The sequence below is a fragment of the Saccharothrix syringae genome, from assembly GCF_009498035.1.
Taxonomy (GTDB): domain Bacteria; phylum Actinomycetota; class Actinomycetes; order Mycobacteriales; family Pseudonocardiaceae; genus Actinosynnema; species Actinosynnema syringae.
Genome location: NZ_CP034550.1, coordinates 5,605,500 through 5,620,767, shown reverse-complemented (window position 1 = coordinate 5,620,767; position 15,268 = coordinate 5,605,500). Strand labels below are relative to the sequence as shown.

The window sequence follows — 15,268 nt, the reverse complement described above, 5'->3', positions numbered from 1 at the left end:
GCACCATGGCCAAGCACAGACTGGTCCAGTCCGACGACCGGCAGTGGGGTGGTCCGGACCTGGTCACGGGCATCGCGTCCGCGCCGGTACCGGTCGAGGCGGAGCAGGTCGACGCCGCGGCGGAGCAGGTCGAGCGGGACTGAACCGGGCCGCACCCGCCGTTGCCCGGCGGGGCCGGTCCGCCGTGCTGCCGTCCGCGGCGTCCCTCGGGACGGGACGCCGCGGACGGATCACCCCCGGTCGGTCGGCGTCCCATCCCCTCCGATGGCCGGTACCGGTCGCCGGTCGACGGTCCCCACGGTGGCCCGGCCCGTCATCACGTTGTCCCCGTCTTGTCACCACCACTCGCGCGGAATAACGTTTTCGCAGCTCAGAGCCTGCGTAGACTGGTCGGGGCGCCGGCTTGCGCAGGGGGTGGGGATGGACTTCCGCGTGCTCGGGCCGCTGGAGGTGCGGTCCGGCGGTGAGCGGGTCGAGGTGCGCAGCCCGAGGCAGCAGCGGGTGCTGGCGGCGCTGCTGCTGGAACCGCGGGCGGTCGTGCCGATCGCGCGGCTGGTGGAGGCGGTGTGGGCCGACGGGCCACCCGCGACCGCGGCGAAGCAGGTGCAGAACTGCGTCTCGGCGCTGCGCGACCGCCTCGGGGAGCACGGCCTGATCGTCACCGACGGCCCCGGCTACCGGCTCACCGCGGGTGAGGACCGGCTCGACTGGGCGCGGTTCCGCCGCGGCGTCGCGGCGGCCCGCGAGCTGGCGGCGGGCGGTGGGCTCGCCGAGGCGGTGGACGCGGTGCAGGAGGCGCTGGCGCTGTGGCGCGGCCCGGCGCTGGACGGCCTCGGGTCGCCGGTGCTGGCCGCCCGGGCCGTGCTGCTGGACGGGCAGCGCCTGGACGCCGTGGAGCTGTGCGCGCAGTGGCGGCTGGAGCTGGGCAGGCACTGCGAGGTGGTGGAGGAGCTGTCCGCGCTGGCGGTCGAGCACCCGTTGCGGGAACGCGCGCACGCGCGGTTGATGCTGGCGCTGGACCGCAGCGGGCGCAAGGCCGACGCGCTGGCGGTGTTCACCGCGCTGCGCACCCGGCTGGCCGACGAGCTGGGCGTGGACCCCGGCCCCGAGGTGCGGCAGGCGCACCTGGCCGTGCTGCGCGACGCAGCGGGCCCCCGCCACGACGACCGGACCGCCGCCCACCCCGACGGGACCGCCGCCCACCCCGACGGGACCGCCGCCCACCCCGACGGGACCGCCGCCCACCCCGACGGGGCCGCCGTCCACTCCAACAGGGCCGCCGCCGCACCTCCCGCCACCCCGGACCCCGTCGCCACCCGCTCCGCCACCCCGGACCCGCTGGTCCGCGCGGCCGACGACCTGGCCGCCGCCGTCACCCGGCAGTGGACGGCCGAGGCGGAGCTGCGCTCGCTGCGCCGGCCCGAACCGGTGCGGGTCCGGTGGGCCTGCACCGGTCGCCTGGTCACCACCGGCCCGCGGCGCACCACGGCCCCGCGCGGCGACCTGTCCGAGGTGGTGGCCGCGTTCCGGGCGGTGCCGACCGGTCGCCTGGTGGTGCTGGGCGAACCCGGCGCGGGCAAGACCGTGCTGGCCATCCTGCTCACCCTGGGCCTGCTCGCCGACCGCACGCCCGACCAGCCGGTGCCCGTGCTGCTGTCGCCGACGTCCTGGGACCCGCGTCGGGAGCACCTGCTGGCCTGGCTGGCGCGGCGGCTGCTGGAGGAGTACCCCGGCCTGGGCAACACCGCCGCCTACGGCCCGGGCGCCGCGGCCGGACTAGTGGTCTCCGGCCGCGTGCTGCCGGTGCTCGACGGCCTGGACGAGATGCCCGCCGACCTGCACGCCACCGCCGTCGACGCGGTGGACCGGGCCGCCGCGGGCGTGCCCGCCCTGGCGCTGACCAGCCGCGGCGCCGAGTACGAGCGGGCCGTGCGGGAGTCGGGCGCGCTGCTGACCGGGGCGTCGGTGGTGGAGATCGAACCGGTGGCGCCCGACGACGCGGCCGCGTTCCTCACCGCCCGCGCACCGGTCGGCGAAACCCGGTGGCAGCCGGTGGTCGACCGGCTGCGGCAGGACCCCGACGGCCCGCTGGCGCGGGCGCTGAGCACCCCGCTGATGGTCAACCTGGCCCGCACCGCGTACGCCTCGCCCGCCTCCAGCCCGGCGGAGCTGTGCCGGTTCCCCGACACCGCCTCGGTCGAGGCGCACCTGCTGGACGCCTACCTGCCCACGGTGTACGCCGAGCGCCCCGCCTACCCGTCGCCGCACGCCCGCCCGCCGCGCTACGAGCCGGGGCGGGCGCAGCGGTGGCTGTCGTTCCTGGCCGACCACCTCCAGCGGCGCGGCACCCGCGACCTGGAGTGGTGGCGACCGGACCGCGCCCTGCCCACCGGCCTGGTCCTGGGCCTGCCGCCCGCGGTGCTGTACGCGCTCACCGGCCTGGTCGCGGGCGGCCCGCGGGTGGCCCTGGTCTACGGCCTGGCGTTCGCGGCGGCCGGCGTCCTCGCGCACCGCCACGGCGACCGCCCCGGCCCGCTGCGGGTGGAGTTCCGGGTGCGCGGCACGGGCGCCAGGTTCGGCGGGCGGTTCGCCATCGGCGTCGTGGTGGGCGTCGGCTTCGGCCTGGCGTGGGCGCTCTCCCCGGGCGTGGTCGTGCTGCTGGCGGTGGTCTTCGGCTTCGGCTTCGGCGTGCACGTCTGGCTGGCCGCCCCCGCCGAGGTGCACCGCGCCGTCGACCCCGGGTCGCTGCTGCGCACGGACCGCGCGGCGGCGCTGGCGTTCACGGTGTCGTTCGCGCTGTGCCTGGGCCTGTTCTACGGCCTGGCCTTCGCCTACACCGAGGAGGTGCGCTTCACCTCGTGGTGGGGCGGCAGGTTCGACGTGGTCCTGGCCCTGGCGGGCGGTTTCGCCGCGGCGATGCTCGGCCGGTTCCTCGCGGGCCGCCCGGGCGTGCTCATCTACGGCGCCGCGGGCGTCCTGGTGGGCGGCCAGGTCTTCCCGCGCGCCGACCGCCCCGGCGAAGCCCTGGCCGCCGGCGTGCTGTTCGGCCTGGCCGCGGGCCTGACGGTCGGCCTGTCGCGGGCCTGGGGCGCCTGGTGCGCCGGCCGCCTGTGGCTGGCCGCCACCGGCCGCACCCCACCACGCCTGATGACCTTCCTGGACGACGCCCACCGCCGCGGCGTGCTGCGGCAGGTGGGCGCGGTCTACCAGTTCCGCCACGCCAGGCTGCAGGAGCGGCTGGCGGCCGACTACGCCGGGTCTTCCCGCTGATCGCCGCGCCGGGCACCACCGGGGCGTGGCCCCGCGCCGGGAGATCGACCAGCGGGCTGCCGCCCGGCACCACCCCGCCAATCCGGTCGTCCGCGGCGAACTCGCGCGGTGGCGAGCCCGGGCGCGGTGATCAGAAATCCACCCCGAGGTCCTCGCTGACCGACCGCAACGGCGTCACGGTCGGATGCCCCTCCGCCAACAGCGCCGCGTCGCTGCCGGGCGGCAACTCGCCCTCCACGAACACCGCGGCCAGGTCGATCGACCCGTCGTCGGTGTCCTTGACCCGGCTCTGCACCGCGCCGAACTCCGCCAGGCCCGCCCGCTTCGGCTCGCCCGCCTCGACCAGGTTCGGCACGTTGAGGTTGAGCACCGTCCCGACGGGCGACGCGGCCAGCCGGTCGAACAACCCGGCGGCCACCGCGACCGCCGCGTCCCAGTGGTGCTCGTCGGCCCCCTCCAGCGGCACGTCCAGCGACACCGCCAGGGCCCGCGCCCCGTTGATCGACGCGGTCAGCGCCGCGCCCACGGTGCCCGAGTGCAGCACGGCCCGACCGACGTTGGCGCCCCGGTTCACCCCGGACAGCACCACGTCCGGCGCACCGCCGAACGCCCCCTGCGCCGCCACCAGCGCGATCAACCCGGGGTGCGCGGCCACGGCGAAAGCCGGCACCCCCGCCAACCCGGGCAGCTCCCGCCGCTCCACGCGCACCCGCCGGTCGTCCTCGGCCGCGGTCAGCCCCGCGCTGGTGCCGCTGGCCTCGCGTTCGGGCGCGGCGACCACCACGTCCCAGCCGTGGGCCACCGCGCCGCGCGCCAGGGCGTGCAGGCCGGGCGAGTCGATGCCGTCGTCGTTGGTGATGAGGACCCTCATGACGTCTCCCACGGCTTGAGGGTTACCCGCTCGGTCAGCTCCCGCACCACGTCGCCGCTGCCGGTGCCCAGCCCGTGCCGGGTGATGTTGACCGCGCCCGCCGCCGCGCCCAGCTTCAGCGCCTCCTCCAGCGACAGCCCCTGCGCCAGTCCCGCGGCGAGCCCGGCGGTCATCGAGTCGCCGCCGCCGCGGGTGTCCACCGGCGACAGCTCCGGGACGGAAACCAGGTAGAAGTCGCCGTCGAGCAACGCCAGCGTGTCCTCGGCCGCCCGCGACACCACCACCGCCCGCGCGCCGCACTCCGCGATCTTGCGGCACCCCCGGGCCAGCTCCTCCAGGTCGTCGGACCCGGCGTAGCCGTCCGACACCAGCTCGGTGTGGCTGACCTTGACCACCTCGGGCCCGCCCCGCAGCGCGGCGGCCAGCCGCCCGCCGGACAGGTCCACGACGACCCGGCAGCCGTTGCCGCCGAGGTCCTTGGCCAGTCGCTCGTAGACCGAGTCCGGCACCGGCTCGTCCTGCTCGGCGGGGCCGCTGAGCACCGCCACGCCCGCGCCCAGGGCCTCGACGAGCGTCATCTCGTACAGGTCGTCCAGCTCGTGGCGGGTCAGCGCGTCCGCGGGCATCCGCACCACCTGGTCCCGGCCGCCGTCGCGGCGGTCGTGCACGTACCCGCCGTTGCGGGCGGCGACCTCGCGGGCCTTGAGCCCGACGCCGATCAGGTGGCGCAGCACCTGCCCGGTCTCCCCGCCCAGCGCGGCGCACAGCACGACGTCCGCGCCCAGCGACTCGATCATCCGCGACTGCCACACGCCCTGCCCGCCGGCGTGGACGTGGATGTCCGGCGCCCCGTCCAGCTCCTCCACCGTCACCGTCAGCTCCGGCGACGGCGCGAACACCACCACTCGACCCGTCATACCAGTCATAACGGACATCTACCCCGTAGTGCCCTGATCGAATCGGTCACCGGCCCGCGGCGTCCAGGAAGCGCGCCCGCAGGTCCGCCCCGCGCGGGGTGAAGGTCACCGCGTCCGCGAACCCCGCGTCGCCGTGGCGGACGGCGAGCAGCAGCGGCTCGGGGCGGGGCGGCGGCCGGGTGTCCGGGTCGCCCGGCCGGTTCCCGTTCCACAGGTGGAAGAACACCAGCGGGTCGGCGGTGCCGTAACCGAGGGTCTTGCCGTACTTGGGGTTGGTGCCGCCGATCAACACCGACGGCGGGCCGAACTCGTCGACCACCTCGTGGTGGTCCCGGTCGACCGCCGCCCACGGCCCGGCGGTCCCGCGCAGCCGCCGGTGCTCCGCCGGGGACGGTGTCCGGTCGAGGGTGAGCCGGCCGCGGCGGTGGGCGCCCTCGGCGTAGACCGAGGCCACCAGGTCGTGGTCGCGGAACCCGAAGAAGACCTCCACCCCGCCGCCGACGATCGCGGCGTTGGCGACGCCGCGGGCGCGGAACGCCTCCTGCTCGGCTTCCCGGTCCTCGACCCGGCCGTGGGCGAACGCCGCGGCTCGCAGCAGTACCGGCAACGACATCTCCCCGCCGTACACGTCGGGGCGGCGCAGGGCGAGGTCGACCTGCCCGAGCAGGTACGAGCGGACCTCGTCGCCGGAGGGGCGCGTCACGACCCGAGTTCCTCGTCCACCAGCGGCATGACCTCGGTGCCCAGCAGTTCGATCGCCTCCATCACCAGGCGGTGCGGCACGCCCGACCAGTCCATCTGCATCGCGTACCGGTCGGCCCCGACCAGCCGCCCCACGGTGATCAGCCGCTCGGCGACCTCCGCCGGGCTGCCCGCGAAGATCGACCGCGCCCCGCGCGCCCACTCGTCGTACTCGGCCCGCGAGGGCACCGGCCAGCCGCGGGCCCGGGCGCCGTACTTCATCGTCTCCAGCCAGTACGGGTGGAACGCCTCCTTGGCGTCCTGGGAGCGGCGGGCGATCAGGCCGATGGCGCTCATGGTCACGTGCGAGCCCAGGTGCCCGCCCGCCTCGCCCGCGCGCCGGTACAGGTCGACCAGCGGGGCGAACCGCTCGGGCTCGCCGCCGATGACCGCGTAGACCACCGGCAGGCCGAGCAGCCCGGCGCGGATCGAGGACTCGGGGTTGCCGCCGGTGCCCACGGAGATGCGCAGCCGCTCGCCGTAGGGGCGGGGGTGGACCTCGGCGTCGGTCAGCGGCGCGCGGTGCTTGCCGGACCACGTGATCGGGTGCTCGCGGTCCAGGCGCAGCAGCAGTGCCAGCTTCTCCTCGAACAGCTCGTCGTAGTCCTCCAGGCTCGCGCCGAACAGCGGGAAGGACTCGGTGAACGAACCGCGCCCGGCCAGCAGCTCGGCGCGACCCCGGCTGAGCTGGTCGAGGGTGGTGAACTGCTGGTAGACGCGCACCGGGTCCTCGGTGCTGAGCACGGTGACCGCGCTGCTGAGCGTGATCCGCGAGGTGAGGCCCGCGGCGGCGGCCAGGACCGTGCCGGGGTTGGAGATGCCCTATCAAGCACGCAGATGTGGGATCCGTCCCACCTTCAGTACGAAGGTAGGAGATCACGACCGCAATCTAGCAGCGGCGACGCCGGCCTGTACACCGGGGACGCGTCCCACATACGTCATCCGGCACGGTCACGGTCCGTGCGTCGTGGCGGGGTGGGGAAGTGGGCGTTCGAAGGCTGTCTCGCAGGACAAGTTGCTGAAGGGGACAGCGCGCGATGTCACGGTCCCGATCGCCTGGTGCATCGCCCGTACTGAACCGGCCGCCATTCCGGTAAGACCGACCGGGATCAGGTAAGCCCCGCCTCAGGATGCCGTGGGAGGCTCACTCGACGAGTTGGGAGCCTGCGCTGTCCGGTTGTCAGGGAGGCGGACCTCGAGTCGGTAATCCGGCGCTTGGCCGAGTAGTTGGGTGTGCATCACGAGGTGACTTCGCTGCTCTTCTTATCTGCCTCAGAATGGACTGTGGCGCCGCCATATCGCGGTCATCCGCACACCTGGCGGTGTGGCAGGCCTGGGATGTATTGGCTCCACTCCGCCGGGCTGAGCGGTTCCCCGGCGGTCTCGCACACCATGTCGGCGACTGCGTCCGGACTTACCGCCCACAACCGTGCCGTTTGGTCGGCACTTGCCGCCGCGATGGTGCTGCCGTCCGGACTGAACTTCACCGAGTGCACCGCACCGGTGGCTGCGGTGAGCGTCGCGAAGTGGCTCGGTCGCGCCCGGTCGGCGACATTCCACAGCCACACCGAACGGTCGGCGCTGCCCGCCGCCAGCATTCGCCCGTCCGGGCTGAACTCGACCGCGTACACGTAATTGGACGGACCGGTGATCGGATCACCGATCGCCCGGGGTCGCGATTGGTCGGTCATGTCCCACAGCCGAACGGTCTTGTCGGCGCTGCCGACGGCCAGCGTGCGGCTGTCGGGGCTGAACGCGACGGAGTGCACGTAGCTCACCGGCCCGTCGATCGACCCCAGACGGCGGATCTTCGACAGATCGTGGACGTCCCAGAGCCACACCGTCTTGTCCAGGCTGCCGGCCGCCAACGTCGTGCCGTCCGGGCTGAACGCGATCGAGTAGACGTGATTGGTCGGTCCGGTGAGCGCCCCTCCCACCTGTCGTGGCCTCGTCCGATCAGTGATGTCCCACAGCCACACCACGTTGCCCATACCGGACACCGCCAGGAGTGAGCTCCGAGGCCCGAAGGTGGCCGTGAGGTACTCCGGCGGTGCGAACCGGCCGCCCAATGGCTCTCCCATCGGCGTCGGACGGTCCGGGTGGTCGATGTCCCACAGCTGCACGCGCGAGTCCAAGCCGCCTGCGGCGAGGGTCCGACCGTCCGACGACATGTCGAGCGCGCCGATGAACCGGTTGCCGGGTGAGGGGTTCTCCATCGGCGTGCCGACTATCCGTGGCCGTTGCCGGTCGCTGACGTCCCAGATCCGAAAAGCGCCATCGGCCGCGCCGCTTCCCGTCGCGAGGAGCGTGCCCGTCGGGTTGAACTGTACGTTGAACACGCCGTCGCGGCTGTCCGTGATCACCGGCCCGGGGACGGCCCACAGCCTCACCGTGCCGTCCGCGGCGCCGGTCGCGAGTGTCTCGCCGCCGTCGAGGTAAGCGACCGTGGTGATCGGGCCGGGATGGGTCAGCGTCTGCGTCACCGCCCAGTCGGATGTCTTCCGTAGCACCACCGTGTTGTCCGAACTGCCCGATGCCAACGTGCTTCCGTCCGGGCTGAAGGCCACCGCGTTGATCCAACTGGCCGCGCCGCCCAGCGGGGCGCCCGCCGCGTCGGCCACCTCACGGCCCGAAAGCCGCCATAGATAGAGGTTTTTGTCGGAACTGCCGGCGATAAGACTCTTGCCGTCCGGGCTGAACGCCACGGTGAGGATCTTGCGCGTCGGTCCGACCAGCGGCGAACCGATCCGCGTCGCTCGACGGGGATCGGTGACGTCCCACAGCAGGAGTGTGCCGTCCGCGCCACCCGCGGCCACCGTCCTGCCGTCCGGGCTGAACGCCACGGAGTGCACGTAGTCTGCCGCGCCCTCCAGCGGCGGCAGCGGCGTCGGGCGTTGTGTGGCTCCGATCTCCCAGAGGTGCACCCGGTTGTCCGCGCTGCCTGCCGCGAGGACGCGGCCGTCGGGGCTGAATGCCACCGAGTACACGGTGTTGGTCGGCCCGGACAGCGGCTCGCCCAGTGACGCCGGGTGGTCAGGGTCGGTCACGTCCCACAGCCGGACCACGCGGTCCGCGCCCGCGGCGGCGAGCAGGGTGCCGGACGGGTCGAACGCCAGCGAGTAGACGATGCCCTCCGGGTCGCCGAGCGGTGTATCCGCAGGCTCCAGTGACGGCCGGTCGGTCAGTCGCCATATCCGCACCGTGGTGTCCGCCCCACCCGCCGCGATGACATCGCGCCCTGGCGCGACGGCGACGGCTTGAACCACGCCTTCCTGCCCGACGACCCGCGTCGCCGAGGCATTCGCGGTGGTGTCCAGCAGGCTCGACCGCGCCTCCACCGTGGGACTGATCCGGTATGCGGCCAAGGCCAGCTGTGATGCCAGCGCGACGTCGCTCCCGCGCAGGTTGTCCGCGTCACCTGCTACCTGGCGCGAGATGGCCGCGTCCCGTTCACGTAGGGCGTCGGTCCGCTGGCGGAACACGTAAACCGCCAATGCCGCGACGATCAGCACGAGCACGGACAGGGCGGCCACCAGGCGGCGGAGCTGTCTCGCACGCCGACGCCGGGACCTGCGGTCCGCTTCTTCCGCTGCCACGCTCGCGTCGAGGAACGCACGCTCCACCGCGTTGAGGGCCCGACTGTGCCCGGTGTCGGCAGACCATTCCCGCGCGGCCTCGAGCCGAACGCCGCGGTAAAGCACGCCTGAGTCGCGCTGCGCCCGGCTCCACACGTGTGCGTCGTCGGTCAGTCGGCGGTGGATCTCCAGGCCGGCTCGGTCCGCGTCGATCCAGCGGCGCAGGCGCGGCCACGCGGTCAGCAGCGCTTCGTGCGTGATCTCGACGGTGTCCGTGTCTACGGTGATCAGCCGCCGTTCCACGAACAGGTCGAGCACGTCGGCGAGTTCGCCCGAGTCCTCTCCCTCGGGCAGGATCTCGGCGTAGGGGACCCGGCGTCGGGTGTCGGCGGACTGGTCGCCCAGACGAACCAGCCGCAGGAAGAGGTGGCGGGCCATGGTCTGCTGGCGCGCGTCGAGTTCGGCGTAGGCGGCGTCCGCTGTGTGTGCGATCGCGCCGGAAATTCCGCCCGTGGCCCGATAGTCGGCGATGGTCAGTCTACCGGGGCTCGACCGCTGCCAAGTGGCGAGCAGAGCGTGGGACAACAGCGGGAGCGCCCCGGCCTCGTACGCGGCTGACGGCACTGCGCCCTGGATGGGCGCCAGGTCGCGCATCAACAGCTCCACGAACCCGTCGTCGACCTCCAGCCGGGCCTGCCGCGCGGGCTCGACGATCGCGCTCCTGACCTCATCGGCGGTCATGGGACCGACCACCACCTGAGCGTCCTGCAATGCGGACACCAGCTCGGTGTGGCGCGCCGCTTGAGGGTAGAAATCGGCGCGCAATCCGAGCACGACCAACGTCGACGGATCCTCCCGCGCGGCTCTGGCGCAGCGCGCGATGAACTCCTGTCGCTCCCCGACGTCGGCGCACAGCGTGAACAGTTCCTCGAACTGGTCTACCACGACCAGTCGGGGACCGACGGGCGCTTGGTCAACAAGCGCTTCCCACTGGGCCAAGGGCCGCTGTCCGGGTGTCATCAGCACCGTGGTCCAATCGCCCGCCAATGCATGTTCACCGCGCTGGAACCGGGAGACGAGACCGGCACGCAACAGCGAGGACTTCCCCGATCCCGAAGGTCCTACGACGATCGTGCAGTTGCCACCCGGCCACTGACGGGCAGTCAACGTGGTCAACTCCGCGGTGAGCCGCTCCCGCCCGTGGAACCACGCTGCATGCTCAGGCTGAAAGCTCTCCAAACCCCGGTACGGCGCGGCCACGCCACGCGGGCGCGGACCGGGCCGTCGCCGGACCCGGTGCAACGCGGTCAGCCACCGATCCACTTCCTCGGGGTCGGTGACACCGCAGGCCTGGATGATTCGGCGCAACACGTGCGGCATCGTGAGCGGGGGCAGATGACGTCCGCTGAAATACCCACCCGCCGTGCTATAGGGAACCCCGACGTCCTTCGCGACTTCCCGGACTGTACGGCCGGCCAGTGCCCTCAGCGCGCTCAACTCACGCGCGAAGTCGGATTTCGTCCGCACTTTTGCGGGGTCGGCGGTGAACTGCTCTCCCTCGGTCCCGTGCTGCACGAGCCCTCCTCGCGGTGGCAGTCGATCTCGCGTACGGGGTTGTACGGACATCCCGGCCGACCTTGTGCGGCCATTGTCCGGACTGTCGCCCGACGGCCACAGGGGCATTTGACTCACAACCGGGCGGCAAATGTGCGGCCTGTCGCAGGAAGACGGGAGCGGGAGTCGATGATCAGACGAATAGTCACTGTGGTGTCGAATTTCTGCGGGACACGTCGGTTCCCCCGATCACCGGTCCATCGGATCATCGCCGTCGTCGATGTCGCCGGGTTCGGCAGCCGCTGCCGCACCAACGCCCATCAGGTTGCGGTGCGCCGCGGGCTGTACCGGGTGGTTCGGCGCGCGCTGGAACGGTCCGGTGTCGGCCGCTCGCGCTACCGCTTGGAGGACCGGGGTGACGGGGTGTTGATCCTGGTCGAGCCGGATGTTCCGAAGACCGCGTTCGTGGACTTCGTGCCGCGCGAGATGACCAGGGAGTTGGCTGCGCACAACGACAAGCATCCGGTACAGGAACGCGTCCGTCTGCGCATGGCGCTGCACGCCGGTGAAGTGCTCTACGACGAGTACGGAGTCACCGGCGCAGCGGTCAACCTCACGTTCAGGCTGCTCGACGCGACGCCCGTCAGGGATGCTTTGCGCGTTGCCTCGCGGAGATATGCTTTGGTAACCTCCGATTGGTTCTTCGAAGAGGTCGTCCGACAAAGTGTGAACGCCCATCCGCGAAACTTCAGGCCGGTGGTCGTGAGAGTGAAGGAAACCGAGACGACCGGCTGGCTGTACACTGAATCCGTTGAGCGTGCCTCATCCGAAAAGCAGTGCGTTCTCTGTGGCTGTACTCATTCCGACTGATGCTTTGCGGTCTCAAGTGTGTGGGGAAATTGCGGCGGAGGCGCATGATCTTGTGGTTGGGCTGACTGGTACTACATTCCGAGATTGCGCGGGAGTGGGTCGCCGCTTCGGCGGCAGTGGCTGATCAGGGCCCTATCGAGGTGGACTCGACGCCAGAGGGCGCGAGAGGTCGCGGCGCCTGTGTCGATGGCGCGGGTCAGCACGGTCGCGGCCGGCAGTCCTCGGATCGCCGCGGTCGAGAAGGGCGGCAGCACCGGTCTCAGCCGGTCGTCTCGCTCTCCCGGAACGGAGTTTCTTTTCCCTGGCTGGCACGGGTGACCGCGAGGAATGCCTGTGCCAGCATGCACATGGTGAACGTCTTTAATCCTGATCTGGATGCTCTGGTGCGCAAGGGAAGTCGATTACAAGCTGGCGGTAGTCGGCGTGTCGGTCTCTGAACATGGTGAAGCCCCTGGTAGCAGAACTCTCAACCGAGATCGTCCAGCACACCCGGGGGCTTCACGTGCTGTTCTACCGTGCCGCGCTGCCGTTGCCACATCGGACCCTGACCTTCGTTTCCGGCCTGCTCCGCGCGCACCGCCGACAGTCCGGCTCGGTGTGGCGCAGGCTCAACCCGGGACAGACGGGTCGGCCTCGGCACGGGCTTCAGCGGCCAAGCGGCGGAACGGGTGCAGGTCCACCTGCTCGGGATCGGTCAGCAGGACGTACCCGCTGCTCTGCCTGCGGATCTCCATCCCGCCTGGGGTGGTGACGCGCCGCAGTCGGAAGATATAGCCGCTGAGCACACTGCGCGCACGGTAGGGCAGCCGCTGTCTCTGCACCCGGTCCAGTACAGAGGTTGATTTCGTGATGGCGGTTGGCGCGATCATGGTGTTGTCGTGAGGGTCAGTCCGGTCTGGGCGAGGCAGCCGTCGAGTACGTCGGGCCGGTACTGGATCTTCTTGAGTTTGCGTTTCACCACGCGCACGAGGTGGTCGAGGTCGGCGGCGGCGAACTCGGTCAGCGACCGCTTGAGCAGCGACCACACCCCCTCGGTCGGATTCAGGTCCGGCGCGTAGGAGGGCAGGTGCACCACCCGCAGCCAGTCCCGGTTGGCGTCGATGAACTCGACCAACTCGTGTGCCTTGTGGACATTCAGATTGTCCCAAATCCACACCAACGGAGCCCGAAGCCGGTGGTGGGTGGCCAGGATCAGGTCGCGGTACTCGCTCCAGGTAAAGGCACGCCGCTCGCCCTTGCGTCCATGCCACAGCCGTAACCGGTAGAGCAGGTGCGGCCGCTCGCCGGGCCTGAAGCACAGCACTCCGGCCGTCGAGACCCAGCCTCCGCGTCCGCCGCGCACCCGGAACACCGGGGTCCGCCCGCGCGGCGCCCAGCTCCGGCCCTTCGGCGGCCTGGAGCCCTTGACCTGCTTCGTCCTCGAAGCAGATGACGGCGCCCAGGTCCGCGGCGAGTCTTTTACCCAGGGCCAGACCTCCCCGTGCCACACCCCGACCGCGCCGTCGTCACGCTCGATCGCCCGATGCGCCGGGACCTGCAGCGACCAGCCGTGCCGGCGCAGCAGCCGCCACACCCCCTGCACGGTGTAGCCGACGTGGAACAACCGGCCGATCATCGTCTTGACCCGGCCCAGAGTCCAACCCCCGCCCAGATCCCAGCCGTGGACCAACGGCCCTTTGGCCAACTCGCGCACCAGCCGCTCCCACTGGGCGGGCGAGAGCCGTTCCACCGACATCGGCCCCGCCGAACGCAACGCCTCCAGACCGCCCTCGCGCCAACTGCGGCGCCACTTCTCCACCTGACGCACACCCACCCGCAGCTCCGCCGCGACCACCGTGGTCTTCTCACCCCGGGCGAACCGCGCACCGGCCTCAAGTCGAATGCGCTCCCGAGCCTGCTGCTGGCGGGGCGTCATGCCTCCAACCTGCACATACCTCATCCACCCGACATACCGCGACGATCAAGAAACGTCACGGGGCCAACTCCACCCCGCCAACACCAATTCAACCTCTGTACTTGAGTGGGATTTTCGTGCGGGGCGGTGGCGGGCGGGTTCAGCACCGCTGTGTGTGCGGCATGGGCGAGGATGCTTTGGGTGCGGGTGGGTAGTCCGAGTCGGTTCCAGTGGAAGATCACCAGGTAGCTCAGGACTTCGCGCAGTCCTCTGTGCAGGGTTCCTTCGCGGGCTGCGGTGCCGAGGCTGTGGCCGGCTTTGCGGAAGGCGTTCATCCACGGGGCGGTGGTGGACAAGGGGCCGTCGGTGCCCAGCAGTGGTCCTTCGGGGGAGGTGTCAGCGCGCAGCAGTCGCGTGAGGTCGACGGCCATGGCGCTGGTTTTCGTCGTCGGGACGTCGGCGGGCAGAGGGCGTTCTCGTGTGACGTGCTGCCAGACGTCGCCTTGTTCGTACCATTCCAGGCTGGCAGCGCGTAGCAGGGTGGTGCACAGCAGCAGGGACAGTTCGCGTCGGCCGAGTTCGAGGTCCTTGGTGTGGGTGAGGTTGAGGATGGCGCGGCTGTCGGCGCAGAACAGGTCGTGGGCGGCGTTCATGCCCGCCGGGCCTCCGAACGCCGCGGTCTCGGCCTCGTAGACGCCTGGCCACCATGCGCTGATCCGTCCTCGGGTGTCGAGGGCGTCGGCGAGGTGTTGCTTCAGGGCGTGTCCTGCTGGCCCGGGCCGTAGTCGCAGGCGCCAGCAGAGGTGTTTGCGCATGTACCACCAGGCGTCGACCATGCGGTGGTTCTCGGCGTGGTGCAGCAGCGGGGCGAGGTGCCCGGCGGCGGCGGGTTCGGCCGGCCGGAGACGACCACCCGCAGTCCGGCGGCGGGGTGCGCGGGCAGCAGGGCCGCGATGCTGTGCGGCCCTGCCGAGCCCCGGTCCTCGTCCAAGCCGTCGACGAGCAGCACCAGCCGCTCGCCGCGCGACCGGCACAGTTCGGCGGCCTCGGCGAGCATGCCGACCAGGTGCGCCTCGCGCGTGGTCTCGGGCAGGAACGCCGGCAGCGGCTCGGCCAGCAGCTCGGCGAGCTGTTCGAGCACGACGTCCACGAACGCGCCGCGGTGGTCCTGACCCGCCAGGCGCCCGGTCACGAAGAACGACACCACCCGCACGCCGGGCGGCGGGTGCAGCGTGAACCAGGACATGAGCGCGGACTTGCCCGCCCGTTTCGGCGCCCGCCACCACCGGTAGGCACCCACCTCGTCGGGTGCCAGGCAGAAGTCCGCCAACTCGGCCAGCTCCGTTTCCCGGCCGACGAGTTCGGCGGGGGCGATCTGGCGCACCTGCTCCCGGTAGCGGGACCGGGCCGGCCCGGTCGCCGACGTGACGTGCACGCTGCCCTGGATGTCCCGGGCCTGCACGACCGGCTGGAACATCGGACCGGTCACGCGGTTGCGGTGCTCGGGCACCGCGTCATTGTCGTGGACGCGGCACCCGGACTACCACCGCGGCGGCAGGGTGGGCGGAAACGCGGT

At 71.9% G+C, this 15,268-nt stretch carries 11 protein-coding genes and 2 pseudogenes; 4 read left to right on the top strand and 9 right to left on the bottom strand.

What is annotated here, in order from left to right:
• Positions 1 to 5 precede the first annotated feature (5 nt).
• Positions 6 to 143: a hypothetical protein gene (locus tag EKG83_RS24360; protein ID WP_153278343.1), complete on the top strand. Its 138-nt coding sequence runs from the start codon at positions 6 to 8 to the stop codon at positions 141 to 143.
• A 277-nt stretch (positions 144 to 420) separates the two neighbouring features.
• Positions 421 to 3,270, top strand: a complete 2,850-nt coding sequence (locus tag EKG83_RS24355; protein ID WP_033435757.1) for an AfsR/SARP family transcriptional regulator — start codon at positions 421 to 423, stop codon at positions 3,268 to 3,270.
• 130 nt (positions 3,271 to 3,400) lie between these two features.
• On the opposite strand, the gene surE is transcribed toward EKG83_RS24355, so the two are convergent.
• The 5 genes and pseudogenes from surE to EKG83_RS24330 all read right to left on the bottom strand — a co-directional run bounded on the left by surE (position 3,401) and on the right by EKG83_RS24330 (position 10,949).
• Positions 3,401 to 4,141 (bottom strand): 5'/3'-nucleotidase SurE, encoded by a 741-nt coding sequence (gene surE / locus EKG83_RS24350; protein WP_033435756.1) that lies wholly within the window; start codon positions 4,139 to 4,141, stop codon positions 3,401 to 3,403.
• Positions 4,138 to 5,058: a PfkB family carbohydrate kinase gene (locus tag EKG83_RS24345; RefSeq protein ID WP_051767043.1), complete on the bottom strand. Its 921-nt coding sequence runs from the start codon at positions 5,056 to 5,058 to the stop codon at positions 4,138 to 4,140. Before EKG83_RS24345 ends, surE begins: the two co-directional genes overlap by 4 nt.
• A gap of 46 nt (positions 5,059 to 5,104) precedes the next feature.
• Positions 5,105 to 5,761: a hypothetical protein gene (locus EKG83_RS24340; protein WP_033435754.1), complete on the bottom strand. Its 657-nt coding sequence runs from the start codon at positions 5,759 to 5,761 to the stop codon at positions 5,105 to 5,107.
• Positions 5,758 to 6,618: pseudogene (locus EKG83_RS24335) on the bottom strand (LLM class flavin-dependent oxidoreductase); the annotation flags it as partial. The pseudogene EKG83_RS24335 and the gene EKG83_RS24340, both read right to left, overlap by 4 nt.
• Positions 6,619 to 7,103: 485 nt before the next feature.
• Entirely contained in the window at positions 7,104 to 10,949 is a 3,846-nt protein-coding gene (locus EKG83_RS24330) for an nSTAND1 domain-containing NTPase (RefSeq protein WP_051767042.1), read from the bottom strand.
• Between the two features lie 192 nt (positions 10,950 to 11,141).
• Between EKG83_RS24330 and EKG83_RS24325 the strand changes: the two genes are divergently transcribed.
• Both EKG83_RS24325 and EKG83_RS24320 read left to right on the top strand, forming a co-directional pair.
• Positions 11,142 to 11,798: a nucleotidyl cyclase domain-containing protein gene (locus EKG83_RS24325; protein WP_153278342.1), complete on the top strand. Its 657-nt coding sequence runs from the start codon at positions 11,142 to 11,144 to the stop codon at positions 11,796 to 11,798.
• 502 nt (positions 11,799 to 12,300) lie between these two features.
• Positions 12,301 to 12,420: pseudogene (locus tag EKG83_RS24320) on the top strand (IS5/IS1182 family transposase); the annotation flags it as partial.
• On the opposite strand, the gene EKG83_RS47040 reads toward EKG83_RS24320, so the two are convergent.
• Genes EKG83_RS47040 through EKG83_RS48170 form a run of 4 tightly spaced genes read right to left on the bottom strand, consistent with a single transcriptional unit; the run spans position 12,407 to position 15,202 of the window.
• On the bottom strand, positions 12,407 to 12,667 hold the full coding sequence (locus EKG83_RS47040) for a hypothetical protein (RefSeq protein ID WP_033435753.1): 261 nt from the start codon (positions 12,665 to 12,667) through the stop codon (positions 12,407 to 12,409). The pseudogene EKG83_RS24320 and the gene EKG83_RS47040 sit on opposite strands and share 14 nt — an antisense overlap.
• Positions 12,664 to 13,713 (bottom strand): IS630 family transposase, encoded by a 1,050-nt coding sequence (locus EKG83_RS24315; protein ID WP_153278341.1) that lies wholly within the window; start codon positions 13,711 to 13,713, stop codon positions 12,664 to 12,666. Before EKG83_RS24315 ends, EKG83_RS47040 begins: the two co-directional genes overlap by 4 nt.
• A 20-nt stretch (positions 13,714 to 13,733) precedes the next feature.
• Positions 13,734 to 14,528, bottom strand: coding sequence for a thiopeptide-type bacteriocin biosynthesis protein (locus EKG83_RS24310; RefSeq protein ID WP_248782480.1), 795 nt, complete (start codon positions 14,526 to 14,528; stop codon positions 13,734 to 13,736).
• A complete protein-coding gene (locus tag EKG83_RS48170) occupies positions 14,447 to 15,202 on the bottom strand; it encodes a P-loop NTPase family protein (RefSeq protein WP_033435752.1) in 756 nt (251 codons plus the stop codon). The genes EKG83_RS24310 and EKG83_RS48170 overlap by 82 nt, the downstream gene beginning before the upstream one ends.
• Positions 15,203 to 15,268 lie beyond the last annotated feature (66 nt).

Coding starts and splice junctions, on each gene's coding strand:
- EKG83_RS47040 (WP_033435753.1), bottom strand. CDS start 12,667: ATGATCGCGCCAACCGCCATCACGAAATCAACCTCTGTACTGGACCGG.
- EKG83_RS24355 (WP_033435757.1), top strand. CDS start 421: ATGGACTTCCGCGTGCTCGGGCCGCTGGAGGTGCGGTCCGGCGGTGAG.
- EKG83_RS24315 (WP_153278341.1), bottom strand. CDS start 13,713: ATGACGCCCCGCCAGCAGCAGGCTCGGGAGCGCATTCGACTTGAGGCC.
- surE (WP_033435756.1), bottom strand. CDS start 4,141: ATGAGGGTCCTCATCACCAACGACGACGGCATCGACTCGCCCGGCCTG.
- EKG83_RS24360 (WP_153278343.1), top strand. CDS start 6: ATGGCCAAGCACAGACTGGTCCAGTCCGACGACCGGCAGTGGGGTGGT.
- EKG83_RS24345 (WP_051767043.1), bottom strand. CDS start 5,058: ATGACGGGTCGAGTGGTGGTGTTCGCGCCGTCGCCGGAGCTGACGGTG.
- EKG83_RS24310 (WP_248782480.1), bottom strand. CDS start 14,528: ATGGTCGACGCCTGGTGGTACATGCGCAAACACCTCTGCTGGCGCCTG.